This is a genomic window from Streptomyces sp. NBC_00286 (assembly GCF_036173125.1).
Taxonomy (GTDB): domain Bacteria; phylum Actinomycetota; class Actinomycetes; order Streptomycetales; family Streptomycetaceae; genus Streptomyces.
On record NZ_CP108054.1, the window covers coordinates 7,634,012 to 7,659,720 of the forward strand.

Here is a 25,709-nt window from a genome sequence, read left to right on the forward strand (position 1 = left end):
CATCCTGTGATGGGCCGGTAACGGCTGTTAACGTCGATCCAGAGTTCATTTCAGAGGTTCAGCGGTTTCCATCGGGACGTCCCTGGACGAGGACACGCACATGGCGGATCAGCCCCGCGAACAATGGGCAACACGAACGGGATTCCTGCTGGCGGCCATCGGCTCCGCCATCGGTCTCGGCAACATCTGGCGCTTTCCGGCCGTCGCCTACGAGAACGGTGGTGGCGCCTTCCTCCTGCCGTATCTCATCGCCCTGCTGACGGCCGGTATCCCGCTGCTCATCATGGAATACACGATCGGGCGCAGATACCGGACCTCGCCCCCCGCCGCGCTGCGGCAGATGGCCCGGCCGGCGGAAGTGATCGGCTGGTGGCAGGTGGCGATCTCCTTCGTGATCGCCACCTACTACGCGGTCATCATCGCCTGGGCGATCCGCTACGTCGGATTCTCCGCAGACCAGGCATGGGGCGACGATCCTGAGGGCTTCCTCTTCGGCAGCTTCCTCCAGGCCTCCGAATCGCCCGGTTTCGTCTCCGGATACGTCTCCGGGGTGCTGTGGCCGCTCATCGCGGTCTGGGTGGTCGTGCTGGTCATCCTGGCGTTCGGCATCCGGCGCGGCATCGAAAAGGCCAACAAGGTTTTCATCCCGCTGCTGGTGATCTTCTTCGTCGCGCTGGTGATCCGGGCCGTCACCCTGGACGGGTCCGCGGAGGGCCTGGATGCCTTCTTCTCGCCCGACTGGTCCGAACTCGGCAACGGCAGTGTCTGGGTGGCCGCCTACGGCCAGATCTTCTTCTCGCTGTCGATCGGCTTCGGCATCATGGTCACGTACGCGTCATATCTGCGGCGCCGCGCCGACCTCACCGGCTCCGCCCTGGTCGCCGGGTTCGCCAACAGCTCCTTCGAGATCCTCGCCGGCATCGGGGTGTTCGCCACGCTGGGCTTCATGGCGCAGCAGGCGGGCGTGCCGGTCGGGGAGGTGGCCACCGCGGGCCTCGGACTGGCCTTCGTGGCCTTCCCGACCATCATCTCCGAGATGTGGCTGGGCAGCCTGTTCGGTGTGATCTTCTTCGTGTCGCTGGTGATCGCCGGGCTGTCCTCGCTGATCTCCATCGTGCAGGTGGTCGTCGCCGCCGTGCAGGACCGCACCGGCCTGCACCGCGTCCCCGCCGTCTTCGGCGTCGGCGGTGCCGTGGCACTGGCCTCCATCCTGCTGTTCCCGACCAACGAGGGCGTCTACCTCCTCGACGCCTCCGACCACTTCATCAACCAGTACGGCATCGTGATGGCCGCGCTCGTCGGCGTGGTGGCGGTGGCCTGGCTGATGCGGAAGCTGCCCGAGCTCCAGCGGGACGCCGACGCCACCTCCGCCGTGCGCCTGGGTCACTGGTGGCGGATCTGCCTCGGCGTCATCACCCCGCTGGGGCTGGGCTGGATGATGGTCGACAGCCTGCGCGACGAGTTCGACGAGAACTACGAGGGCTACTCCACCGAGTTCCTGCTGGGAGCGGGCTGGAGCGTGGCGATCGGCGCGCTGCTGGTCGGCGTACTGCTCTCCCTGATCCCGTGGAAGGCGGCCCGGGGCGGGCTGATCGACCTGGACATGGAGACCCCCGAGGAACGCGAGACCCATCGCAAGCACGGAGAGGAGGGCCGCTGATGTCCGCCGGCGCCGTCGTGATGATGATCATCGCGATTCTCGTCGTGTGGGGCGGTCTGGCGCTGGCCATCGTGCAGCTGCGCCGACACCCCGACCCACCGCCGACTCCCGAGGAGGCGCAGATTCCTCCCGCGGAGTAGGCAGTCGGTCCCCATGCCCGGTGCCACCGGGCATGGGGACCGACTGCCACGGCCCTACAGGCCGTACCGCTCCCGCGCCTCCTTCACCGCCGTCGCCTTGACCTCGCCGCGTCGGGCGAGCTGGGCCAGGGCCGCTACGACGATGGAGGCGGCGTCGACGCCGAAGTGCCGGCGGGCCGCCTCACGCGTGTCCGACAGACCGAAGCCGTCCGCGCCCAGCGAGGAGTAGTCCTGCTCGACCCACTGCGCGATCTGGTCCGGAACCTGGCGCATGTAGTCCGAGACCGCGAGCACCGGACCCTCGGCGCCATGCAGCACCTGACGGACGTACGGCACCCGCTCCTCGCCCCTCAGCAGCGCCGCGTCCGCCTCCAGGGCGTCGCGCCGCAGCTCCGTCCAGGACGTGGCGGACCAGACGTCCGCGGCCACGCCCCACTCCTCGGCGAGGAGCTTCTGCGCCTGGAGTGTCCAGTGGATCGCCGTTCCGGAGCCGAGGAGCTGGATGCGCGGCGCATTGGCGGCGTCAACGTCCAGCCCCGCCGACTCGGCCGTGTTGAAGCGGTACAGGCCCTTGACGATGCCCTCGTCCACACCGGGCCCGGCGGGTTTGGCGGGCTGCGGCAGGGGCTCGTTGTAGACGGTGAGGTAGTAGAAGACGTTCGGGTCCTCGCCGGGCGCCGCCTCGCCGTACATACGGCGCAGACCGTCCCGGACGATCGCCGCCACCTCGTACGCGAACGCCGGGTCGTACGTCAGCGCCGCCGGGTTGGTCGCCGCGATGACCGGCGAGTGGCCGTCCGCGTGCTGCAGGCCCTCACCCGTCAGCGTCGTACGACCGGCCGTCGCGCCGATCAGGAAACCGCGGCCGAGCTGGTCGCCGAGCTGCCACATCTGGTCGGCCGTACGCTGCCAGCCGAACATCGAGTAGAAGATGTAGAACGGGATCATCGCCTCGCCGTGCGTGGAGTACGCGGTGGACGCGGCGATGAAGTCCGCCATCGAACCGGCCTCGGTGATCCCCTCGTTGAGGATCTGGCCGTCCTTGGCCTCCTTGTAGTACATCAACTGGTCACGGTCGACCGGCTCGTACGTCTGCCCCTTCGGCGAGTAGATGCCGAGGGAGGGGAAGAGCGACTCCATGCCGAAGGTGCGCGCCTCGTCCGGCACGATCGGCACCCAGCGCTTCCCCGTCTGCTTGTCGCGGACCAGGTCCTTGACGAGACGTACGAAGGCCATGGTCGTCGCCACGTTCTGCGAGCCGGAGCCCTTGTCGAACGCGGCGAAGGTCTTGTCGGCGGCGGCAGGGAGGGGGGCCAGTGCGTGTGTGCGGCGAGCGGGGGCCGGGCCGCCGAGGGCCGCGCGGCGCTCCTGGAGGTAGCGAACCTCGGGGGAGTCGGCGCCGGGGTGGCCGTACGGGACGACGCCGTCCACGAACTGCGCGTCGGAGATGGGCAGTTCGAGCAGGTCACGCATCTGCTTGAACTCGTCCGTCGACAGCTTCTTCATCTGGTGGTTGGCGTTCTTGGACGCGAAGCCCTGGCCGAGCGTGAAGCCCTTGACCGTCTGGGCGAGGATGACGGTCGGGGCGCCCTTGTGCTCGACCGCGGCCTTGTACGCGGCGTACACCTTGCGCGCCTCGTGACCACCGCGGGACAGGTGGAAGCACTCCAGGATCTTGTCGTCGCTGAGCAGCTTCGCCATCTCGGCGAGCGCCGGGTCGGAGCCGAAGAAGTCCTGGCGGATGTAGGCGGCGTCGCGGGTCTGGTACGTCTGCACCTGCGCGTCCGGTACCTCGCGCAGGCGGCGTACGAGCGCGCCCGTGGTGTCGAGCTGGAACAGCTCGTCCCAGGCGTTGCCCCACAGCGACTTGACGACGTTCCAGCCGGCGCCGCGGAACTGCGCCTCCAGCTCCTGCACGATCTTGAAGTTGGCGCGGACCGGGCCGTCGAGGCGCTGGAGGTTGCAGTTGATGACGAAGGTCAGGTTGTCCAGGCCCTCGCGGGAGGCGAGCGCGAGTGCGGCCGTGGACTCCGGTTCGTCCATCTCGCCGTCGCCGAGGAACGCCCATACGTGGGACTGCGAGACGTCCTTGATGCCGCGGCTGGTGAGGTAGCGGTTGAAGCGCGCCTGGTAGATGGCGGAGAGCGGGCCGAGGCCCATCGAGACCGTCGGGAACTCCCAGAGCCAGGGGAGACGGCGCGGGTGCGGGTAGGAGGGGAGGCCCTTGCCGCCTGCCTCCTGGCGGAAGTTGTCCAGGTGGGTCTCGCTCAGGCGGCCGTCGAGGAAGGCGCGGGCGTAGATGCCGGGGGAGGCGTGGCCCTGGATGTAGAGCTGGTCGCCGGAGCCATCCCCCTCCTTGCCCTTGAAGAAGTGGTTGAAGCCCGTCTCGTAGAGCCAGGCCGCGGAGGCGAAGGTGGCGATGTGGCCGCCGACGCCGTGTTTCGCACCCCGGGTCACCATCGCGGCCGCGTTCCAGCGGTTCCACGCGGTGATACGGGCCTCCATCGCCTCGTCGCCGTCCACGGCGGGCTCGGCGGCGGTGGGGATGGTGTTGACGTAGTCGGTCTCGAGGAGCTTGGGCAGCGCGAGGCCGTTGCCCTCGGCGCGTTCCAGCGTGCGGCGCATCAGGTACGCGGCGCGGTGCGGCCCGGCCGCCTTGGTGACGGCGTCCAGGGAGGCCCGCCACTCGGCGGTCTCCTCGGGGTCGCGGTCCGGGAGCTGGTCGAGCTCGCTCGGCTGGATAGCGGTGGGGTCGGTCATTGCGCCGCCTTCCGGATACGGAGGGGCACGTGAAGGGGGTTCCTTCGACGGTCTCCCTCAGCGGTAAGGGGTGGGATGTGCCCTTTGTCTTTGGCAGGACAGGGCGGCGGGCTGTGTGGCAGCCCGTCGGTGACTGTAACTCTCTGATCGATGATCGATCAAAGGGTTGAAGGGGTAAATCTGCCGATGTCGAGAAATTGGCATTCCGTGCCGCCGCTTTTGGCACGGGGTGCCTGGCGCTCCGCTGGGTTGGGCAGGTTGAACCGTGCGGGTTCGTTGCGGCTGTTCGCGCCCACGCGGCGGTGCTGCAAATCGATACAGTCCCGCGCTCCTCAGAGGTCTGCCGCCTCCCTAGGGGCGCGGGGTGCCCGCGGGGCGGAGCCGCACATTGGCGCTCCGCTGAGGGGTGGAGTGGTGACCTGCGGGTCCGTTGTGGCTGGTCGCGCCCGCGCGGCGGAGCCGCATAGTGATACAGCCCCGCGCCCCTTACGGGGCGGTGGTCGCGCCGTCTGCGCGGCGGGGCCGCACGTTCGCGCTGCGCGGGGGCGGTTCGGATCTGCGGGTCCGTTGTGGCTGGTCGCGCCCGCGCGTCGGAGTCGCATATTGATACGGCCCCGCGCCCCTAAGAGGCCTGCGGCCTCCCTAGGGGTGCGGTGCGCCCGCGCGGCGGAGCCGCAAATCGATACAGCCCCGCGCCCCTGGAGGGGCGCGGGGCTGACGCTGCGTTACGCAGTCGCCGTCTGCTTGGAGGGCTGCTGGCTGCGTTCCTCGTGCTCGGCGTGCTGGCGCTCGATGCGTTCGTGTTCTTCGCGTTGGCGGGCCGACTGTTCTCGGGTGATTACCTCTGTGGCGGCGCCTACTGCTACCGCTACCGGCCAGCCGATGGCGCCGGCTGCGGTCATTCCGCCCAGGACGCCGTAGAAGGCGAGCTTGCGGGGTGAGGGGAGCAGTGATGTGGCCGCGGAGGTCGCGGTGGTGGCCACGGATGCGGCTGCTGATGTGGCCGTGCGGACGTTCGGTAGCCGGATCTTGGAGAAGGCGTCGCCTGGAGTGACGTACGGAATGGGGATGTTGGCGTGTGCGGTGTGCAGGTGCACCACCTTGCCGCCGCCCGTCCTCTTCTCCTGATCCTGTGCCTGCTGGGGCTGTTCCTGCTGCTGGGCCTGTTCCTGGGGCTCTGGCTCGGCGTGTGGGGGAATCATCTCCGCCCTCCCGTGCTGGAAAGCGTGAGTCGCTGGTCTCCCGGGATCGGCTTCCATGCATACGTGCCGATAAACCCCTGAAACGGACAAACTTAGGTGGCCGCGGCCACCGGGCGCCCGCTCGCGGCGAAGGACTTCCAGAGCTGCATGATCAGGCGTACCAGAACGGCCTCGATCAGGGCGATCGCCACCTGGGTCAGGATCGTGCCGAGGATCTGCGGCATGGCAGGCCGCCTTTCATGTGGACGTGCGGGTTACGCCTCCTTTGTCAGCCCCGACACCATCCGGCGGGCTGCCCCAAGGTGACCTGCGCGTGAATATCCCCTTGCGGTCAGGTCAGGTCAAGACCTGGGGCCCGCTGACCGCCCCGTCCGTGCCACCACGCCGGCCGCGCCCTGCGCCACGGCGGGCACCAGAACCGAACCCGCCGCCGACGTCACCGCGATCGTCCAGCCCACCGGACCCAGGGGCCGACTGCCGAAGAAGTGGCTGAGTCCGGGCACGGTCACCACCACGCCCAGTACCGCCAACGACCCCACCACGGCCGCGGCGACCACCGGATCGCGGCCCGCGTCCTGCAGCGTCTGGAGCAACTGGGAACCCACCAGGGCGACCAGCGAGACGGTGTCGGCGTGCGCCCGGGTGCCGGTCGCGCGGGCGGCGATCCAGGCGACGGTGGCGGCCGCCGTGGTGACCGCGGCCCGCAGCCGGATGTGCCGAATCAAGGCCTTGCCGAGGGAGACCTCCGGGCCCTCGGCGAGCAGCCGGCTTGAGTGGTCGGCGGGTGGGCGGGCGGCGATGGCCATGGCGGGCAGCATGTCGGTGAGCAGGTTGACCAGGAGCAACTGGCGGGCGTTGAGCGCGCTGCGGCCGGTGAGCAGGGTGGTCGCCAGGGTGAAGGCGATCTCCCCCAGGTTGCCGCCGAGCAGAATGCCCAGCGCCTTGCGCACCGAGGCCCACATGGCCCGGCCCTCGACGAAGGCGTCGACGATGGTCTCGATACGGTCGTCGGTGACCACCACGTCGGCGGCGGCGCGGGCCGCCGGGGTGGCCCGCGAGCCCAGCGCGATGCCGACGTCGGCGATCCGGATGGCGGGCGCGTCATTGGCGCCGTCGCCCGTGACGGCGACGACCCGGCCCGCCGCCCGCAGAGCCGTGACGATACGGACCTTGTGCCCCGGCGTGACCCGCGCGAAGACCGTGATCTCCGGCAGCGTCTTCGCGAGCGCCGCGTCGTCCAGGGAGTCCAGCTCCGCCCCGGTCATCAGCCGCGGCTCCTCCTCGGGCCGCAGCTCCCGGGCGATCGCGGCGGCGGTGCTGGGATGGTCGCCGGTGAGCATGACGATACGTACCCCTGCCCGGGACAGCCGGTTCACGCTCTCGGCCGCTGTGGACCGCACCGGGTCCGCGAGGCCCAGCAGACCCAGCAGACTCAGCTCCCCGACATCCTCGTCATCGAGCTGCGGGGGAGCCCCTGCCGGCAGCACCCGCTCGGCGACCGCGAGGACCCGCAGACCGCGCCGGGCCAGCCGGTCGGTCTCCGCTTCGATCTCGTCCCGTACCCGGTCGTCGAAGGGCTGAGATGTCTCGTCCCGGCGGATGCTGACACACCGGGCCAGTACGACCTCGGGGGCGCCCTTGACGACGATCCGTGTCTCGGAGTCGGAGCGTCCCAGCACGGCGTGGTAGCCGCGCCCCGGCTCGAACGGCAGCTCCGCGAGGCCCTCCCAGGAGTCCGTACCGAGTCCGGCGGCCCGGGCGGTGGGTGCGCCGAGCAGTTCGGCGCCGGCCGCGATGGCACGGTCGGTGGGATGGGCGAGCGTCGCGGCCTGACCCGGCGGGCCCGCGAGGGCGGCCGTGGCGGCGATCCGGCGCAGGGGCGGGGTGAGCTGGTCGGGCGGGCGTTCCTCCAAGGCATCGGACACCTGCTGGAGACTGATCCGGCCCTCGGTGAGCGTGCCCGTCTTGTCGAAGCACAGCACGTCGGTGCGTCCCAGCGCCTCGATGGTGGAGGCGCTGCGTACGAGGGTGTCGCGGGTGGACAGCCGGCGGGCCGCGGCCAGCTCCGCGACCGTGGCGACGAACGGCAGCCCCTCCGGCACGGCCGCCACGCACAGGCTGACCGCCGAACCCAGGGCGCCGCCCAGGGGCCGTCCGCGCAGCAGATCGATGGCGAAGAGGACCACGCCCGCGGCGACGGACAGCGGCAGGAACCAGCGGCCCAGCGCCTTCAGCCGCCGCTCCACACCGCTCTCCGGCGGCCCGCCCTCCGGGCCCGCCTCCGCCGCGCTGCCCGCCTCGGTGGCCGTACCGGTGGCGACGACCACGGCCAGTGCCTCGCCGGCCGCCACGGTCGTCCCCTGGTAGAGCATGGACGTACGGTCCGCGACCGTGCGGGCCGCGGTCGGGGCGGCGCTTTTCACGACGGGCAGCGACTCGCCGGTGAGGCTGGACTCGTCGACCTCCAAGCCCTGCGCCCGCACCACCCGGCAGTCCGCGGGAACCGCGTCCCCGGCCCGCAGCTCGATCACATCGCCGCGCACCAGGTGCTCACCGGCCGCCTCCACGGCCTCGGTCCGGCCGGGCCGGCGTACCTTCACCCGCGCCGAAGTCGCCTCCACCAGCCGTTCCGCCGCCTGGTCCGCCTGCTGCCGCTGCACCCCGCCGACCAACGCGTCCACGCCGAGTACGCCGCCGATGAGCACGGAGTCCAGTACGGAACCGAGCGCGGCCGAGATGCCTCCGCCGATCGCCAGGATGGGCGTGAGCGGATTGGCCAGCTCCTCGGCGACCCTGCCGACCAGGGTGACGGCGCCGTCGTGCCGGTCACGGCCCGCGAACTGCCGGCGTCGCGCGGCCTCGGCCTCGTCCAGGCCCCGGGACGAGGTGCCGAGCCGGGTCATCACCTGACGTACCGCCATGGCATGCCAGGGCGTACGTTCGGCCGCCGCCGGCGTCGGACGCCCGTGCAGCCGCCAGCCCGCCCAGAAGCCCGTCGCGATCCCGGCGATGGTCACCGCGTCGGTCACCAGCCGGGCCCGCGCCCAGGCCCGCGGCCGGGGCACCAGCAGCGCGAGGCCCGAGCCCGCCGCGGCGCCGGCAGCCTCGAGGCGGGTGCAGAGCCGGCTGAGCCGCCGGGCCTCCGGCAGGGCGGTCAGCAGCAGGTGGACGACATCGGGCGGGGCGGCGACATCGGCGTCCCACGGAACGTGCCGGGCACCTGCGATCACCCCGATGCCCAGATCCGCGCGGACGAGGGCGCGCCGGGTCCGTGCCGAGACCACCGCGACACCATGGCCCTGCGACTGGAGAGAGCGGACCAGAGCGGCCGTACGCCGGTGCCCCGTACGCGCGGCCTCCCGCAGCCCGAACCTGCGGTGCAGCCCTGGCGGGCCGCCCACCAGCCGCACCTGGCCGCAGTCCCGTGCCGCGCGCACCAAGTGGTGGGCGAGCGGGTGCAGTTGGAGGGCGAGGGCTGCCACGGCCACCGGCTGGCCCGCCCGCAGTACGAGCATGACCCGCGCGCCCTCTTCGGCCCACTGCCGGGCGAGCGCGGCGGGCCGGGCGGGTAGTTCGGCGGCAGGGGCGGCGTCCGCGCCGGTGAACGGCCGCAGCTTCCAGTCCCCCTGCCGCTGTGGCGGCAAGGGACCGGCGCCGGGCGGCCGGGGGCGCCTCGGCGGACCGTCCGGCTCCATCAACTCGTGGATCCGGGCGTGCAGTTCATCGTCGTCCGGACTGTCCTGTTCCTGCACAGTCGGACCGTCCTGTTCCTGCACAGCAGGGCTTTGTGGGCCGCCGTTCAGGGGCGCCACGCCCTCGACGGTCCAGCCGCCGGTGGCCAGCACCCTGGCGTCGAGGACCACCGTGTCGATCCGGTCCAGTCGGCGCAGCGCCTCCGGCCGCAGCGCGATCGCCCCCCGGTCGGAGACCGCCCGCGCCACCGAGGACGCGAACGCCTCCCGGCCGAACTGTGGACCCCGCGGCGTACCCGCGATCAGCAGCGCCAGGCTCCGGTCATGGCTGAGCGCGCCGATCGCCGTCAGCCCGTACGCACCCAGGGCCACCGGAGCCGCCAGGTTCGCGTACCGGTCGCCCGGCCCCGGCGGCAGCTTGGCCGGTCGCTCGTACCCCGGCAACGCGTCATGCCGGTACGTCCCTTCGTGCACCGCCAGCCGGCTCGACCACTCCGCCCACGCCCGGCGCCGGGCCTGCACCTCCACATACCGGGCAGCGGCCATGGTGGCGGCCACGGCGGCGCCGAGCGGCCGGAACGTCAGCGTCGTCAGCAGCAGGTTCGTCATGGCGAAGCCGCGCTCCGTGGCCTTCTCACCGATCCGGCGCACCAGGCCGTCCCGCAGCGGCGGCGCCGACTCCACGAGCTGGACCGCCGACATCACCACCGGCGGCAGGCCCCGCAACCGGAGCCTGTCGCCCACCGTCGCCACACCCACCGCCACCAAGCCCGCGCCGAGCCGGACGGCCGCCCCGACCGCGGCGCCCGGATCACCCGGGAAGCCGACCTGGCTCCGCGCCCGCCCGGCGTCCGCACCCTTCGCCTCTTGGGCGGCGGCGTCCGCGGTGGCGACGAGTCCGGTGACGCGCTCCAGGTCGGTCTCCGGCCCGCAGCCGACGTATACGCAGCCCAGCGTGCCGTTCACCTCGGCACGGCTCACCCCCGGCACCCGCCGCAGCGCGGCCTCCACCTCGCGTGCCGCGGCTGCCGTGCCGGGCCGCCCGAGGCGCCGGACCTCGATCTGCACGCCTCCGGGGGTCCGCCAGAGCCGGGGCGTCGACGTCATGGACTGCAGCAGCGCCGTCGGTACGGTGGTCAGCCGCCCGGCGCCGGAGCGGACCGTTGAGTACATGGCCGAAGGCAGGCGCGCGGACTTGGCGAGCACTGGCAGGATCATGCGGACTCCACCATCGGCCGGCTACGGGCGTGGGCGGCGCCCCGGAGGACGACACGACTTACACCAGTATGTGCACGCATGGTTGCCTTGCGCCCTGCGCGTGCCGCCGGATGGGCCTAGGGGAGGAGGGGAGCCGGGCGGGCTGAGGGGTCCCGGTTGCAGTACCGCGTCCCCTTGGAGGCCGCAGGCCTCTCAGAGGCGCGGGGCTGTATCAATGTGCGGCTCCGCCGCGCGGGAGCGACCAGCCACGACGGCGCCGCAGCCGAATCACTGCACCCCCAGCGGAGCGCTTACGCGTCGGCGCGCGGCGCACACCCCAGCACATGCTCCTTCACCAGCCGACCGATGTCGGGATCCCGCCGCTTGAACGCCTCGACCAGCGCCTCGTGCTCCTCCGCGTACGACTGCTGCCGCGTGCCGAGCCAGCGGATCGACAGGGCCGTGAACACCTCGATGCCCAGCCCCTCCCAGGTGTGCAGCAGCACGCTGTTCCCGGCCGCCCGCACCATCTCCCGGTGGAAGGCCACGGTGTGCCGCACCTGTGCCTCGCCGTCGGCCGCGCGGTCCGCCTCGTACAGCGCAGCGACCTCGGGCTCCAGCGCCGTGGTGTCCTCGGCCAGCCGCTGCGCCGCCAGCTCGGCGGCTATCTGCTCCAGACCGGCCCGTACGGGATAGATCTCCTCCAGGTCGGCGGCCGTCAGGCTCCTGACCCGTACGCCCTTGTTCGGCGCCGACTCGATCAGCCGCAGCGCCTCCAGTTCCCGCAGGGCCTCCCGTACGGGCGTCTGGCTGACCTCCAGCTCCACGGCGATTCGCCGCTCCACGATCCGCTCGCCCGGCTTCCAGCGCCCGCTCACGATGCCGTCCACGATGTGCTCGCGGATCTGTTCGCGCAGCGAGTGGACGACGGGCGCGGTCATGAGGGCTCCTTTGAAGGGGGCGTACGAAGGCCCCGAGGCGTTGACGTCTAGACAATAAGGCCGAGTTCCCGTCTAAGAGGGGCGCGCGGGGGCGCTTCAGCGCAGGTGAGACAAGCCTTACATGCTGCCAGGGGGCCGCCCGATGTAAAGACCCGGGCGGATGACCCGTACGGATACCCCCTGCGGAAACGACGACGCGCCCTCGTCCTCCGCTGAACTCCGCGGAGGACGAGGGCGCGTACGTACGACCGGAGTTACAGGCCGAGCTCGACCTCGAACTCGCCCGCCTCCAGGATCGCCTTGACCGCCGTCAGGTAGCGGGCGGCGTCGGCGCCGTCCACCAGGCGGTGGTCGTAGGAGAGCGTCAGGTACGTCATGTCGCGTACGCCGATGACGGGGCCCTCGTCGGTCTCGATGACGGCGGGACGCTTGACCGTGGCACCGATGCCGAGGATCGCGACCTGACCCGGCGGCACGATGATCGTGTCGAAGAGTGCGCCGCGCGAACCGGTGTTGCTGATGGTGAAGGTCGCGCCGGACAGCTCGTCCGGAGTGATCTTGTTGGCCCGGACCTTGCCCGCCAGGTCGGCGGTGGCCTTGGCGATGCCGGCGAGGTTCAGGTTGCCGGCGCCCTTGATGACCGGGGTCATCAGGCCCTTCTCGGAGTCCACCGCGATACCGATGTTCTCGGTGTCGAAGTAGGTGATCGTGCCCTCGCCCTCGTTGATCCGGGCGTTGACGGGCGCGTGGGCCTTCAGCGCCTGGGCCGCCGCCTTCACGAAGAACGGCATCGGGGAGAGCTTGACGCCCTCGCGGGCCGCGAACGCGTCCTTGGCCCTGGCGCGCAGCCTCATCAGCCGCGTGACGTCGACCTCGACGACCGAGGACAGCTGGGCCTGCTCGTGCAGGGCCTTGACCATGTTGTCGCCGATGACCTTGCGGATGCGCGGCATCTTGATGGTCTGGCCGCGGAGGGGGGAGGCCTCCAGGCTCGGCGCCTTCTTGGCAGCGGCAGCAGCTGGTGCGGCAGCGGCCGGAGCCGGAGCTGCGGCGGCGGCCTTCGCGGCCTCGGCGGCGGCGATGACGTCCTGCTTGCGGATACGGCCGCCGACGCCGGTGCCCTTGACGGTGGCCAGGTCGACGCCGTTCTCGGCGGCGAGCTTGCGCACCAGCGGGGTCACGTACGCGCCCTCGTCGGTGGGCTGCGCGGCGGCGGGAGCCGCCGGAGCCGGAGTGACGGGAGCGGGCGCGGCCGGCGCGGGAGCCGGAGCGGCGGGCTGAGCCGGAGCCGCCGGGGCGGCGGGAGCCGCGGGGGCGGCCGGAGCCGGAGGGGCCGGAGGCGCGGCCGGGGCAGCGGGCTGGGCCGGAGCGGCGGGCGCCGCGGCCGGGGCGGGCTGGGCCGGAGCCGGAGCGGCGGCCGGAGCCGCGCCCGGGGCGCCGATGACGGCGAGCTTGGCGCCGACCTCGGCGGTCTCGTCCTCGGCGACGGTGATCTCAAGGAGCACACCGGAGGTGGGCGCCGGGATCTCGGTGTCGACCTTGTCCGTGGAGACCTCGAGCAGCGGCTCGTCGGCCTCGACGGAATCGCCGACCTCCTTGAGCCAGCGCGTGACGGTGCCCTCGGTGACGGACTCGCCCAGCGCCGGGAGGACCACGTCGGTGCCCTCGGCGGTGCCGCCACCGGCGGCGGCCTGAGCGGTCGGGGCCGGAGCCGGAGCGGCGGCCTCGGTGGACGGGGCGGCCTGCGGGGCCGGCTCGGGGGCCGGAGGTGCGGCGACCTCCTCGACGGCCGGGGCCGGAGCGGCAGCGGGGGCGCCCGTGCCGTCGTCGATGACGGCCAGCTCGGCGCCGACCTCCACCGTCTCGTCCTCGGCGACCTTGATGGACGCCAGTACGCCGGCGGCGGGCGAGGGGATCTCGGTGTCGACCTTGTCGGTCGACACCTCCAGCAGCGGCTCGTCGGCCTCGACGCGCTCGCCCTCGGCCTTCAGCCAGCGGGTGACAGTGCCCTCGGTGACGCTCTCGCCGAGCGCCGGAAGGGTTACGGAAACCGCCATGGTTTCTGTTGCTCCTTACGAATTGCGGAAGTCTGTGTCGTCGCGCCCGAGGGCTGTCAGTCGTGCGAGTGCAGCGGCTTGCCGGCCAGGGCCAGGTGGGCCTCGCCGAGCGCCTCGTTCTGCGTCGGGTGAGCGTGGATGAGCTGCGCGACCTCGGCGGGCAGCGCCTCCCAGTTGTAGACCAGCTGGGCCTCGCCGACCTGCTCGCCCATGCGGTCGCCGACCATGTGGACGCCGACGACGGCACCGTCCTTGACCTGGACGAGCTTGATCTCGCCCGCGGTCTTGAGGATCTTGCTCTTGCCGTTGCCCGCGAGGTTGTACTTGAGAGCGACGACCTTGTCCGCGCCGTAGACCTCCTTGGCCTTGGCCTCGGTGATACCGACGGAGGCGACCTCCGGGTGGCAGTACGTCACCCGCGGCACACCGTCGTAGTCGATCGGCACCGTCTTCAGACCGGCGAGACGCTCCGCCACCAGGATGCCCTCGGCGAAGCCGACGTGGGCGAGCTGGAGCGTGGGGACCAGGTCACCGACGGCCGAGATGGTCGGCACGTTCGTGCGCATGTACTCGTCGACCAGGACATAGCCGCGGTCCATCGCGACGCCCTGCTCCTCGTAGCCGAGACCGGCGGAAACCGGGCCGCGGCCGATGGCGACAAGGAGGACCTCCGCGTCGAAGGTCTTGCCGTCGGCGAGGGTCACGCGGACGCCGTCCTGCGTGTACTCGGCCTTCTCGAAGAACGTGCCGAGGTTGAACTTGATGCCGCGCTTGCGGAAGGCGCGCTCAAGAAGCTTGGAGCTGTTCTCGTCCTCGACCGGCACGAGGTGCTTCAGGCCCTCGATGACCGTGACGTCCGTACCGAAGGACTTCCAGGCCGAGGCGAACTCGACGCCGATGACGCCGCCGCCGAGGACGACCGCGGACTGCGGTACGCGGTCCAGGGTCAGCGCGTGGTCCGAGGAGATGATGCGGTTGCCGTCGATCTCCAGGCCCGGCAGAGACTTCGGCACGGAGCCGGTCGCCAGGAGGATGTGGCGGCCCTGTACGCGCCGGCCGTTCACGTCGACGGAGGTGGGGGAGGACAGCCGGCCCTCGCCCTCGATGTACGTCACCTTGCGCGAGGCGACGAGACCCTGCAGGCCCTTGTAGAGGCCGCTGATCACGTCGTCCTTGTACTTGTGGACGGCCGCGATGTCGATGCCCTCGAAGGTGGCCTTCACGCCGAACTGGTCGGCCTCACGCGCCTGGTCGGCGATCTCGCCGGCGTGCAGCAGGGCCTTCGTGGGGATGCAGCCGTTGTGCAGGCAGGTACCGCCGAGCTTGTTCTTCTCGATCAGGGCGACGTCAAGGCCCAGCTGCGCTCCGCGCAGGGCCGCGGCATAGCCGCCGCTACCGCCGCCGAGGATCACTAGGTCGAAAACGGTGCTGGCGTCGTTCGCCACGTCACGTCCTCCATGCATGTGCGCCGTACGCCGGTCTCCCGACCGGGCGGCGGCTGGTGTCCGGCCGCTCTTTCTTCGGCCCTGTGGTGGGGCCCTGTCCTGCCGAGACCCCATCTTTGCACTTGTCCGTGAAAGCCGGGACGCCGGGCCGGTGTGTGAGACGTCAACCTCTATCGCGACGTGCAGGACAGCGCCCCTTCAGGGGCGCGGGGAACTGCGCGATCAACCACGGACGACCCGCAGTCGCGCAGCAGCCCGCACCCCCCGAGCTCTCAGGCGACCTCAGCCCAAATCCCCAGAAGCTGCCAGCTCGGCAACCCGCACCAACGTGCGCACAGCCGACCCCGTACCCCCCTTGGGCGTGTAACCGAACGGCCCGGAGTCATTGAAGGCAGGCCCCGCGATATCGAGGTGAGCCCAGGTGATGCCCTCCCCCACGAACTCCTTCAGGAACAGCCCGGCAACCAGCCCCCCACCCATCCGCTCACCCATGTTGGCAATGTCGGCGGTAGGGGAGTCCATCCCCTTCTTCAGATGGTCCGGCAGAGGCATCGGCCACGAAGCCTCACCGGCCTCCTCCGCGGCCTCGACGACAGCGGAGCGGAACGCGTCGTCGTTGGCCATAACGCCGAACGTACGGTTGCCCAACGCGAGCATCATCGCGCCCGTCAGCGTCGCCACATCGATGATCGCGTCCGGCTTGTCCTCGGAGGCCTTCCACAACGCGTCGGCGAGCACGAGCCGCCCCTCGGCGTCGGTGTTCAGCACCTCGACCGTCTTGCCGCTGTACATCCGCAGCACATCACCGGGCCGGGTCGCCGTCCCCGACGGCATGTTCTCGGCGAGGGCCAGCCAGCCGGTGACGTTCACCTCGAGGCCGAGCCGCGCGGCGGCGACCACGGCCGCGAACACGGCAGCCGCGCCACTCATGTCGCACTTCATCGTCTCGTTGTGGCCCGCGGGCTTCAGCGAGATGCCGCCCGAGTCGTACGTGATGCCCTTGCCGACGAAGGCCAGGTGCTTCTTCGCCTTGGACGAGGTGTACGAGAGCTTCACCAGGCGGGGAGCGGACGCGGACCCGGCGCCGACGCCGAGGATGCCGCCGTACCCGCCCTTCTCCAGGGCCTTCTCGTCGAGCACCTGCACCTTGATGCCGTGCTCCTTGGCCGCGGCCTGCGTGACGGCGGCGAAGGCCTCCGGGTTCAGGTCGTTCGGCGGGGTGTTGACGAGATCGCGGGCGCGGTTGAGTTCCTCGCAGACGGCGATGGCGCGCTCGACGGCCGCCTTGTACGCCTTGTCGCGGGGCTTCCCGCCGAGCAGCGCGACCTCGGCGAGCGGGGCCTTGCCGTTCTTCGCGCCCTTCTTGCTGTCGTTGCTGGCGTTCTCCTTGTAGACGTCGAAGGAGTACGCCCCGAGCAGCGCGCCCTCGCCGATGGCGCCCGCGTCGGCGGCGTCCGTGACCGGCAGGGCGAACGCGGCCTTCTTCGAGCCGGCCAGCGCGCGGGCGGCGGCACCGGCGGCGCGGCGCAGCGTCTCGGTGCCGAACGAGGCGTCCTTGTCGGGCTGCGCACCGAGACCGACCGCCAGCACGACCGGTGCCTTGAAGCCGGACGGTGCCGGCAGCTTCGTCACCTCGCCCTCGCCGCCGGAGGCGCCGAGGGTCTCCAGAACGCCGGCGAGCCCGCCGTCGTACGCCTTGTCCACGGCCTCCGCGCCCGGTGCGACGACCAGGTCCCCGGACTTGGCGGAGCCGCCTTTGTCGGAGCCGCCCTTGGCGACACCGACGACGATCGCGTCGGCTCGCAGGCCCGGCGCTGCGGCGGTGCTGAGAGTGAGAGCAGTCACGGTGGTGAAATCTCGCTTCCATTGAGTTGCTGGCCGAGGGGGGTGGCTCGGCCGGGCCCGACGAAGGAGCCTATGAGACGGCTGATCGGCGGGCTGGACCGGACCGGGGGAGTACCGGACATGAGCCTACGCTCGGTGGCGGGTTTCGCTCATTCCAGCGGCCGTTCATCCCGCCGTGGCGGTGCGGCCATTTATCGACCCTCACAGGAGGTGACCTGAGTCACACTCGCCCCATTCGGTGTGAGTGATCCGCTCTTCGCTTTGCATGATTTCCACGGATCCTCCCTCAGCTGACCACATGAGGATCCGTCAGGGGAGGAAGTCACCGTGCCGCAGAGCGCGCGCAGTTGGAGAACCGTAGCCGTTGGCTTGGCGGCGACGGGCATGCTGGCGCTGGGCCTCGGAGCACCCGGAGCGTCCGCGGCCGAGGCGCCGCGTATCGATCTCCGGGTGCTGGTCGTCGACAACGGCGACAGCCCCGTCGAGGCCATCACCGAGGAGCTGAAGAGCACCGGCATCCCGTACACCACGGTCGATCTCGACGACGCGGACCGCCCGACGATCGACGAGGCGTTCCTCAGCGACACGGTGGACGGTGGTGTGCCGCGCGCCAAGTTCCAAGGCGTCGTCCTGCCCAACGAGGCGCCGTTCGGGGCCGGTTCGGCCGAGCAGGCCGCCCTGGAGTCGTACGAGAGGACCTTCGGCATCCCCCAGGTCGACGCCTACACCTGGGCGCACCCCGGTGTCGGCCTCGACTACACCACCGAGGGCGGCTGGGCCGGCACGCTCGACGGCCGCCAGGCCTCGGTCACCGAGGCAGGGCAGGCGGGATATTTCGGCTATCTCGACGGACCGCTGAGGTTCGAGGACAACTCCGGCTCCATTCAGGAGAGTTACGGGTATGTGGCCCGGCCGCGCGAGGGCTTCACCAGTTACGTCGACATCGCTGTGCCCGGCGGAGGGGGCCGCGGCAGCCTGGTCGGCGAGTACGCCCACGACGGCCGCCGCGAACTCGTCGTGACCTTCGCGTACAACGACGACCAGCAGCAGTTCCGGGTGCTGGCCCGTGGCATCGTCGAATGGCTGACTCAGGGCGTACACCTCGGCCAGAGCAGGAACTACTTTTCCGTCCATGTCGACGACGTCTTCGCCCCCGACAGCCGCTGGGACACCGAACGCAACTGCACACCGGGCGACTTCGACTGCGTCGGGGGTGACGGTGAGGGGACCACGCCGATCCGTATGACCGCGGACGACGCGGTGTACGCAGCACAGTGGCAGCAGAGCAGCGACTTCACCCTCGACATGGTCTACAATGCGGGCGCCGGCGAGGAGTGGAAGGCCGAGAACGGCGGCACGGACGCGCTGACCGACCAACTCCTCGCCGACAAGGGCGAGTACCGCTGGATCAACCACACCTACACGCACCCCTTCCTGGGCTGCGTCCAGGACACCAGCACCGTGCCGTGGAGCTGCGCCAAGGACCCCGACGGCACGACGCAGTACATGAGCCGCGCCGAGATCGCGGCGCAGATCAGCGACAACCAGAAGTGGGCGGAAAGCCACGGACTCCCGGTCGACTCCACAGAGTTGGTCACCGGGGAGCACTCGGGTCTCAAGACGCTGCCACAGCAGCCGGACGACAACCCGAACCTCGCGGGCGCCCTCGCCGACACCGGCATCGAGTGGATCGCCTCCGACAACTCCCGTGAACCGGAGCAGCGTTCGGTGGGCTCCGCGCTGACCGTGCCGCGCCACCCGATGAACGTGTACTACAACGTCGGTACGGCCGCCGAGATGACCGACGAGTACAACTGGGTCTACACGTCCAAGGCCGACGGCGGCAGCGGAGTCTGCGAGAACAACCCCACGTCCACCTGCCTGGAGGGCCCGCTCGACCCGGCCACCGGCTTCGCGTCGTACATCGTCCCCCAGGAGGCCCGTATCGCTCTCGGGCACGCCGTGAACAACGACCCGCGCCCGCACTACGTCCACCAGTCCAACCTGGCCGAGGAACGGCTGCTCTACCCGGTCCTGGACAAGGTGCTCGCCGACTATCGCGCACTGTTCGCTGACAACACCCCGCTGGAGAACCCGCGGCAGAGCACGATCGGCACCGAGTTCCAGCGCCGCGCCGCCTGGCAGCGGGCTGTCGCGGACGGTGACGTCACGGCGTACCGGGTCGGCGACACGGTCACCGTCACGGCCCCGTCCGGGACCGAGATCCCGGTGACCGCTCCGGAGGGCACGCTCAAGCAACTCCCGGGCGGTACGGCTGAGTTCGGCACTCCGTACGCCGGTGAACGCTCGGCCTGGACCACGCCGGAGAGCTCGCAGAACGCCCTCACGCTGAGACTGCCCGCGTAACCGTCTGACGAGAGAGCAGCGCAGCGCACAGCAGACGCCCGTCCATCGAGCCGTAGACCTGTTCCAGGGGGAACCCCACGATGACCACCGGCACCACCGGCCGTCATGTCACCCTGCTCACGGAGGGCACGTATCCGCTGGTCCACGGCGGGGTCAGCACCTGGTGCGACCAGCTCGTGAAGGGCATGCCCGAAGTCGAGTTCAACCTCATATCGCTCGCCGGCAGCGGTCGCGAACCCGTGACCTGGGAGCTGCCGTCCAACGTCTACCAGCATATATCCGTGCCCCTGTGGGGCAGGCGCCCCGGCTCCCGGCGCCCACCACGCGGGAGCACCCGCCGCCGCTTCCTCGAGACCTATGAACGGTTCCTGCTGTCCTTCCTCGACCCCGGCGCGCACTGCGACTTCGGCGAGGCGCTCTACGAACTGGCCCAACTCGCCCGCGAGGGACGGCTGTCGGCGGCCCTGCGCACCGAGGCCGCGCTGCGCTCGCTCATGGCGATATGGACCCTGCCGCATCTGCCGACCGCCGCCGCCCGGCCCACCGTGCACGACGCGCTGACCGCGACCGACCTGCTGGAACACGCGCTGCGCCCGCTCGGCGTACGGCTCCCCGAGGGCTCCGTCTCGCACTCCACCGGCAGCGGCCTCGCCACCCTTCCGGCCCTGGCCGCACGGGAGTTGGACGGCATACCCTTCCTGCTCACCGAGCACGGCATCTATCTCCGCGAGCGCTATCTCGGCTACCGCAGCGAGGAACAGCGCTGGCCCGTCAAGGCCTTCATGCTCGGCTTCTACCGCGAGCTGAACACTCTCGGCTACAAATCAGCCGACCTGATCACCCCGTGCAACCAGTACAACCGCCGCTGGGAGGAACGCGGCGGCGCCGACCCCGACAAGATCCGTACCGTCTACAACGGCGTCGACCCGGGCGCCTTCCCGCATGCCGGACCTGAGCCGGAGGTGCCCACGCTCACCTGGTGCGGCCGTATCGACCCCATCAAGGACCTGGAGACACTGATCCGCGCGTACGCCATGGTGCGTGCCGAACTCCCCGAGACCAGGCTGCGGTTGTTCGGTCCCGTGCCGCCCGGGGGAGAGGCGTACAAGACCAAGCTGGAGAAGCTCGCCGCCGAGCTGGGTGTGACGGACGGGATCAGCTTCGAGGGGCGGATCAGCGAGGTGTGGCGGGCGTACGCGGCCGGGCATGTGGTGATGCTGTCGTCGATCTCGGAGGGCTTCCCCTTCTCGATCATCGAGGCCATGTCGTGCGGGCGGACCACGGTCTCCACCGATGTCGGCGGGGTGAAGGAGGCGGTCGGCGACACGGGGTTGGTTGTGCCGCCGCGCGAGCCGGAGAAGATGGCCGCGGCCGCGCTTACGCTGCTCAAGGACGACGAATGGCGCCTGGCAATGGGCCGGTTGGCGCGCCAGCGCGTCATCGACCGGTTCACGCTTCGCCGTTCCGTGGGCGCCTTCCGCACCATCTACCACGAGCTCGCGGGCCTGCCCGAGGTGTACGAGCCGACCGTCGAGACCGTCGTCGACTGGACCGCCGAGTTGCGCGATCCCTGGTACCAGGCTGTCGCCTGGGGGTCTCCCCGGACGGAGTCTGGGGGAGGGACGGACCGGTGAGCGGTTCGGTCTGGATGCCGCCCGGCGCGCCGTACGACACCCTGCCCGCCGTACCGCGCCGACGCCGGCCCAGCTGGGCGGAGCCCGACCCGGTGGACGAACTCGCCACGCGCCTCGACGAGTTCATAGCCGCCGCCGTCCACCCCGACGAGATCGCCGCGCTCCTGGAGTCCGACGGCATGTCGGACGACCAGATACGCGAGAAGTACGGCTGCAAGGACTCGTTCTCGCTGGCCGAGGAACTGTACGCACGCGCCGAACGCCGCCACCCCGAACCGGCGGGCCCGCCCCACGACCCCTGGCGCATAGGCCTGTTGGGCTGCCTGCTCCGAGGCGTCGTGTTCGCGCTGCCCGGACTCGGCTACGTCCTCGGGGCGCCCCTCCTCGCGGGCCCCGAGGACGGCCTAGGACTCCCGGCCGGTACGGCGCCGCTGCTGGCCGGCGCCCTGTGCGGCTGGGCCTGGAACCAGGGCCTGGCCCACCGGGCGTACTCGTGGCTGGGCCTGGGCGACCGCACCGCCTCCCGCCGCTCGCTCCTGATCGGCGCTCCGGCGGGCGCCCTGCTCGGCTCCCTGGTCGCCCTGGCCGTCGCCGCGGACCATCTCGGCGCGGTCGCCTTCGCGGCCGGGCAGTCCTGCTACCTCGGGGCGGCCACCGTGCTGCTGGTGATGGGCCGCGAACGGGCCCTGCTGGCCGCGCTGCTGCCGATGGCGGCGGGCGCCTTGGTGGCACTGGCGCGGCCGGTTCCGGACGCTGCGCGGCTGGTGTTGTTGCTGGGCTCGCTGGCGGCGGTGTCGGCGTTGGCGGTGCGTGAAGTGGCTCCGGCGGTACGGGAGTCGGGGGAGAACGGGAAGCGGATGAGCTGGGCGGCGGGGTTCGCAGCGTTGGTGCCTTTCCGAGGCGACGGGAAGCGCTCCCGCCCCGGCGCAGCACCCTGGCTCGGCGCGTCGCTGCCGTACGCCTTCTTCGGGGTGGGCAGCGGCGTACTCGTGGTCTACGTGGCGCTTGGTGACGTCCTGGCCGAGGGCGCCGGTTCGGATGCCGCGATCGCCGCGCCGGCCGCGGTGGCGCTCACGCTGAGCATGGGGCCCGCGGAGTGGCTGTTGTACCGGTTCCGGAGCGGTAGCCTCGCCGGGCTGCGCTCCAGCCGTACGTCCCGTGCGTTCTGGCGGACCACCGCGGTCACCCTCGTGAAGTGCCTCAGCGGCTATCTCGCGGCGCTGTTCCTGCTCAGCATCGCCACGGCCGCGCTGTGGCCCGACGCGCCCGGCCTGGGCGGCGTACGCCTCACCGCCCTGCTGCTCCTCGGCGTGGTCCTGTGGACAGGCCTGCTGCTTCAGTCTTTTGGCGCGGTCCTGAGCGCCGCGGTGGTCTGCTGCGCCGCGGGGCTCGCGCAGAGCGTGGCGCTGCTGGTGGATGGTGCGGACCCGCACCTGATCGGCCTCGTGGTGTATGCCACGGCCGCCGGCGTACTGGCGTCCTTGGTGTGCTGGCTGCTGGGCAGAGCGACGGCCCACCGGTGAGCCGTTTGCTGGTTCCGTACTACGAGCACCCGTCGGTCCGCCCCGCGGAGTGGGAGGCGATAGTCGCCGCGGCGCCCCGCCTTTACGGGGTTGTGCTGAACCCGGCCAGCGGGCCTGGGGAGGTGCCGGACTCGGCGTTCGCGGAGATCGCGGAGCGTCTGCGCGCGGCCGAGGTGCGGGTCTTCGGGTACGTGGACACCGCCTACGGCCGCCGCCCGCGTGCCGAGGTCGCCGCCGACCTGACCCGACACCGCGACTGGTACGGCACGAACGGCGCGTTCCTCGACCAAGTAGCCACTGGGCTAGGTGAGTTCGGCCACTACCAGCGGCTGGCTACGGCGGCCTGGGGTGCGGGCTGCGACACCTTGGTCTTCAACCACGGGGCGCCACCGCATGTCGCGTACGGCAGGCTGGCGGACGTCCTGGTCACGTTCGAGGGCTCCTGGGAGACGTACCGGACGCTGCGGCCCGCCCCCTGGAAGGGCGGTTCGCGCACGCGCCTGTGCCACCTGGTGTACGGGGTGCCGCCGGGCGCCCGTGTGGGCGAACTGGCGCACGCGCGCGGCGCCACCGTCCACTGCGCGGTACCGGGCACGGGCGCACACCCGTGGGGGACGCTGCCGCATGCGCTGCGGCTGGGGTGAGTGGTGATGCGCCCCCGCCGCCCCTACCCGTCCCATACCAAGGGGCTCCGCCCCTGGACCCCGCTGGGGCTGCCGCCCCAGACCCCTTTCGGGGCTCCGCCCCGGACCCCATCGGCCTGAACGGCCTCGTCCTCAAACTCCCCCAGCTACCGCTGGGGGTGCCCCCAGAGGTGCCCCCAGACGGGCTGATTGGTGCGGGCCTGCGCTGACAAGGCTCGGTCGCGCCAGATCAGCCGTCGGGCGGTGGCCGCGCAAGTTCGGCGCTTTGGCGAGCGTCGCGCACGTTCAGCCCTTCGGCGAGGCACCGCGCAACACAGTCCCCCGGCTCGCGCCGCGCAACACAGTCCCTCCGGCGAGTGCCGCGCAAAATCAGCCCGTCTGGGGGCACCTCCCAGCGGTAGCTGGGGGAGTTTGAGGACCGGGGGTTCGGGGGCTGGCCCCCGAAACGGGGTCGGGGGCGGAGCCCCGAGCGGGGTCCAGGGGCGGAGCCCCTGGTGGGGGGCTGGGGCGGAGCCCCAGGGATGGGAATGGGTAGGGGCGGCGGGGGCGAGAAACCTGCCCTCAGCCCAGCACCAGAACGACCAGCGCAGTCGTCGCCGCCGTCTCCGCCAGCGCGCCGAACACGTCCCCCGTGACACCGCCGAGGCGGCGGACACAGCGCCGCAGCAGAAGCTCGGCCGCCGCACAGGCGACGAGTACGGCGAGCGCGCCGCGCACGAAGCCGTACATCCCGTCATACGCCCCCAGGAACGCACCGACGGCCGTGACGACGCCCCCCACGAGCAACGCCCCCCGCAGGGGAACCGCCCCGGCGACGGCCGCGCCCAGCCCCTCCGGCCGAGCCGCAGGCGTCCCGGCCCGAGCGCCAAGCGTGAGCGCAAGCCGAGCAATGGTCGCCGAAACGACGGCCGCGAACATGCCGCCGACCCAGGAAGCCCCGTACGCCTGGGACAGGGCGGCCACCTGCGCCAGCAGCACGAAAAGCAGGGTGATGACGCCGAACGGCCCGATATCCGACTGCTTCATGACCCGCAACGCGTCCGTCGCAGGCTTACCGCTGCCAAGCCCGTCCGCCGTATCGGCAAGCCCGTCGAGATGGAGCCCGCGAGTGAGCACGGCGGGCACCGCGACGGTGACCACGGCGGCAAGCAGCGGACCGGCGCCCAGGAGCAGCAACAGCCCGCCCGCCACAGCCGCGCACAGCCCGACGGCCAGCCCCGCGACGGGCGCGCAGAGCATGCCCGCCCGTGCGGCCTCACGGTCCCAGCGGGACACCGCGACGGGAAACACGGTGAGCGTGCCGAACGCGAACCGGAGGCCGTCCGGCCAGGGGGCCCCGGACGCCCCGGACGTCCCGGACGTCCCGGAGGCCCCGGACATCCCGGACGCCTCGGGCGCAGGCTGCTTCTCCGGCTCGTTCTCGGAGCCGTACGCGGGTTCGTTCTCCGGCTTGGACACGCGCCGCAGAGTACGGCACAGCAGGCAGCGGCCCCGATCCGGTCGCAGGATGGGGACATGGGTGACTGGTGGTACCGGAACATCTACGAGCCGGGGAAACTCCCCCTGCTACTGGCGCTCGCCGCGTTCGTACTCACCTTCGTGATCACGCGGGTCATCACCCGGCTCATCCGCGCGGGCAAGGGCCCGTTCGGCAACGTCAAGACCGGCGGCGTACACGTCCACCACGTCGTCCCCGGAGTGATCCTGACCGTCGTCGGCGGCTTCGGCTCGGTGGCGGGCGGAGGGCACGGCTTCGGCTCGGGGTTGTGCGCGGTCCTCTTCGGGATGGGCGTGGGCCTGGTGCTCGACGAGTTCGCGCTGATCCTGCATCTCGACGACGTCTACTGGAGCGAGCAGGGCCGCCAGAGCGTCGAGGTCGTGGCGGTCACGGCGGCACTGGTGGGCCTGGTCCTCCTCGGTTTCGTGCCGTTCGGCGTCAACGACCTCAGCGAGAACGAACTCCAGGACCGCGGCGCCGCCATCAGCACCGTGGCCGGGAACTTCCTCATCGCCCTGCTCGCCCTCGCCAAGGGCAAGGCCCGTCTCGCGATCTTCGGCGTGATCGTCCCACTCATCGCCCTGATCGGCGCCGTCCGCCTGGCCCGCCCCGGCTCCCCGTGGGCCAAACGCTTCTACCGCAGCCGCCCCCGCGCCCGAGCCAGATCAAGCCTCCGCGCCTACCGCCACGACCGCCGCTGGTCCGTCCCCCGCCGCAAACTGGAGGACTGGATCGGCGGCAGACCGGACCCGACTCCGAAGCGGCTCCCCGAAAGTTAGGCGGACTTCCCGAAGACAGGGTGCGGCACCGCGCCCCTAGGGAGGCCGCAGGCCTCTTTAGGGGCGCGGGGAACTGCGCGAGCAACCACAACGCACGCGCACCCGCTCAACCGCCGGAGGCACCCGCGGGGCTGTATCAATCTGCGGCTCCGCCGCGTGGGCGCGAGCAACCACAACGCACCCGCACCCGCCCCACCGCCGGAGACAGCCCGCGGGGCCGTATCGATTTGCGGCTCCGCCGCGTGGGGCGATCGGCGCCCCGTTAGGGGCGCGGGGAACTGCGCGACCAGCCACAACGGACCCGCAGTTCCGAACCGCCCTTCGT

Annotated in this window: 16 protein-coding genes; 7 read left to right on the forward strand and 9 right to left on the reverse strand. The window is 71.4% G+C overall.

All coding sequences use genetic code 11. The annotated features are described in order from the left end of the window. Positions 1–100 precede the first annotated feature (100 nt). Positions 101–1,660: a sodium-dependent transporter gene (locus OHT21_RS34505; RefSeq protein WP_328772178.1), complete on the forward strand. Its 1,560-nt coding sequence runs from the start codon at positions 101–103 to the stop codon at positions 1,658–1,660. Beyond that, the gene (locus OHT21_RS34510) at positions 1,660–1,800 is read left to right on the forward strand and encodes a methionine/alanine import family NSS transporter small subunit (RefSeq protein ID WP_328772179.1); all 141 of its coding nucleotides are present in this window, start codon (positions 1,660–1,662) and stop codon (positions 1,798–1,800) included. The genes OHT21_RS34505 and OHT21_RS34510 overlap by 1 nt, the downstream gene beginning before the upstream one ends. Positions 1,801–1,854: 54 nt before the next feature. Here the strand turns inward: OHT21_RS34510 and aceE are convergent, their stop codons facing one another. From aceE to OHT21_RS34550, 8 genes are all read right to left on the reverse strand, one after another. Continuing rightward, positions 1,855–4,560, reverse strand: a complete 2,706-nt coding sequence (gene aceE / locus OHT21_RS34515) for a pyruvate dehydrogenase (acetyl-transferring), homodimeric type (RefSeq protein ID WP_328772180.1) — start codon at positions 4,558–4,560, stop codon at positions 1,855–1,857. Positions 4,561–5,285: 725 nt separating this feature from the next. After that, entirely contained in the window at positions 5,286–5,762 is a 477-nt protein-coding gene (locus tag OHT21_RS34520; RefSeq protein WP_328772181.1) for a hypothetical protein, read from the reverse strand. A 92-nt stretch (positions 5,763–5,854) separates the two neighbouring features. Further along, positions 5,855–5,986 carry a hypothetical protein gene (locus OHT21_RS34525; RefSeq protein ID WP_328772182.1) on the reverse strand — a complete coding sequence of 44 codons (132 nt, stop codon included), beginning with the start codon at positions 5,984–5,986 and terminating at the stop codon, positions 5,855–5,857. A 117-nt stretch (positions 5,987–6,103) separates the two neighbouring features. After that, the gene (locus tag OHT21_RS34530; RefSeq protein ID WP_328772183.1) at positions 6,104–10,672 is read right to left on the reverse strand and encodes a cation-translocating P-type ATPase; all 4,569 of its coding nucleotides are present in this window, start codon (positions 10,670–10,672) and stop codon (positions 6,104–6,106) included. A 290-nt stretch (positions 10,673–10,962) separates the two neighbouring features. Beyond that, entirely contained in the window at positions 10,963–11,592 is a 630-nt protein-coding gene (locus OHT21_RS34535) for a GntR family transcriptional regulator (protein WP_328772184.1), read from the reverse strand. 254 nt (positions 11,593–11,846) lie between these two features. After that, positions 11,847–13,649, reverse strand: a complete 1,803-nt coding sequence (gene sucB, locus OHT21_RS34540) for a 2-oxoglutarate dehydrogenase, E2 component, dihydrolipoamide succinyltransferase (protein WP_328772185.1) — start codon at positions 13,647–13,649, stop codon at positions 11,847–11,849. 56 nt (positions 13,650–13,705) lie between these two features. Then, entirely contained in the window at positions 13,706–15,094 is a 1,389-nt protein-coding gene (gene lpdA / locus OHT21_RS34545; RefSeq protein WP_328772186.1) for a dihydrolipoyl dehydrogenase, read from the reverse strand. 282 nt (positions 15,095–15,376) lie between these two features. Then, positions 15,377–16,939 carry a leucyl aminopeptidase gene (locus OHT21_RS34550; RefSeq protein WP_328772187.1) on the reverse strand — a complete coding sequence of 521 codons (1,563 nt, stop codon included), beginning with the start codon at positions 16,937–16,939 and terminating at the stop codon, positions 15,377–15,379. Positions 16,940–17,323: 384 nt separating this feature from the next. On the opposite strand from OHT21_RS34550, the gene OHT21_RS34555 reads away from it, so the two are divergent. The 4 genes from OHT21_RS34555 to OHT21_RS34570 all read left to right on the forward strand — a co-directional run bounded on the left by OHT21_RS34555 (position 17,324) and on the right by OHT21_RS34570 (position 23,107). Then, positions 17,324–19,306 carry a hypothetical protein gene (locus tag OHT21_RS34555; protein ID WP_328774335.1) on the forward strand — a complete coding sequence of 661 codons (1,983 nt, stop codon included), beginning with the start codon at positions 17,324–17,326 and terminating at the stop codon, positions 19,304–19,306. Between the two features lie 80 nt (positions 19,307–19,386). Then, positions 19,387–20,940, forward strand: a complete 1,554-nt coding sequence (gene pelF / locus OHT21_RS34560; RefSeq protein WP_328772188.1) for a GT4 family glycosyltransferase PelF — start codon at positions 19,387–19,389, stop codon at positions 20,938–20,940. Continuing rightward, positions 20,937–22,463, forward strand: coding sequence for a hypothetical protein (locus OHT21_RS34565; RefSeq protein WP_328772189.1), 1,527 nt, complete (start codon positions 20,937–20,939; stop codon positions 22,461–22,463). The genes pelF and OHT21_RS34565 overlap by 4 nt, the downstream gene beginning before the upstream one ends. Continuing rightward, a complete protein-coding gene (locus OHT21_RS34570; RefSeq protein ID WP_328772190.1) occupies positions 22,460–23,107 on the forward strand; it encodes a spherulation-specific family 4 protein in 648 nt (215 codons plus the stop codon). The genes OHT21_RS34565 and OHT21_RS34570 overlap by 4 nt, the downstream gene beginning before the upstream one ends. Positions 23,108–23,668: 561 nt before the next feature. Here OHT21_RS34570 and OHT21_RS34575 read toward each other — a convergent pair. Next, a complete protein-coding gene (locus OHT21_RS34575) occupies positions 23,669–24,487 on the reverse strand; it encodes an adenosylcobinamide-GDP ribazoletransferase (RefSeq protein WP_328774336.1) in 819 nt (272 codons plus the stop codon). Positions 24,488–24,622: 135 nt separating this feature from the next. On the opposite strand from OHT21_RS34575, the gene OHT21_RS34580 reads away from it, so the two are divergent. Next, positions 24,623–25,384, forward strand: a complete 762-nt coding sequence (locus tag OHT21_RS34580; protein ID WP_328772191.1) for a hypothetical protein — start codon at positions 24,623–24,625, stop codon at positions 25,382–25,384. The last annotated feature ends 325 nt before the right edge of the window (positions 25,385–25,709 follow it).

Coding starts and splice junctions, on each gene's coding strand:
- OHT21_RS34505 (WP_328772178.1), top strand. CDS start 101: ATGGCGGATCAGCCCCGCGAACAATGGGCAACACGAACGGGATTCCTG.
- OHT21_RS34510 (WP_328772179.1), top strand. CDS start 1,660: ATGTCCGCCGGCGCCGTCGTGATGATGATCATCGCGATTCTCGTCGTG.
- aceE (WP_328772180.1), bottom strand. CDS start 4,560: ATGACCGACCCCACCGCTATCCAGCCGAGCGAGCTCGACCAGCTCCCG.
- OHT21_RS34520 (WP_328772181.1), bottom strand. CDS start 5,762: ATGATTCCCCCACACGCCGAGCCAGAGCCCCAGGAACAGGCCCAGCAG.
- OHT21_RS34525 (WP_328772182.1), bottom strand. CDS start 5,986: ATGCCGCAGATCCTCGGCACGATCCTGACCCAGGTGGCGATCGCCCTG.
- OHT21_RS34530 (WP_328772183.1), bottom strand. CDS start 10,672: ATGATCCTGCCAGTGCTCGCCAAGTCCGCGCGCCTGCCTTCGGCCATG.
- OHT21_RS34535 (WP_328772184.1), bottom strand. CDS start 11,592: ATGACCGCGCCCGTCGTCCACTCGCTGCGCGAACAGATCCGCGAGCAC.
- sucB (WP_328772185.1), bottom strand. CDS start 13,649: ATGGCGGTTTCCGTAACCCTTCCGGCGCTCGGCGAGAGCGTCACCGAG.
- OHT21_RS34555 (WP_328774335.1), top strand. CDS start 17,324: ATGCTGGCGCTGGGCCTCGGAGCACCCGGAGCGTCCGCGGCCGAGGCG.
- pelF (WP_328772188.1), top strand. CDS start 19,387: ATGACCACCGGCACCACCGGCCGTCATGTCACCCTGCTCACGGAGGGC.
- OHT21_RS34575 (WP_328774336.1), bottom strand. CDS start 24,487: ATGTCCGGGGCCTCCGGGACGTCCGGGACGTCCGGGGCGTCCGGGGCC.
- OHT21_RS34580 (WP_328772191.1), top strand. CDS start 24,623: ATGGGTGACTGGTGGTACCGGAACATCTACGAGCCGGGGAAACTCCCC.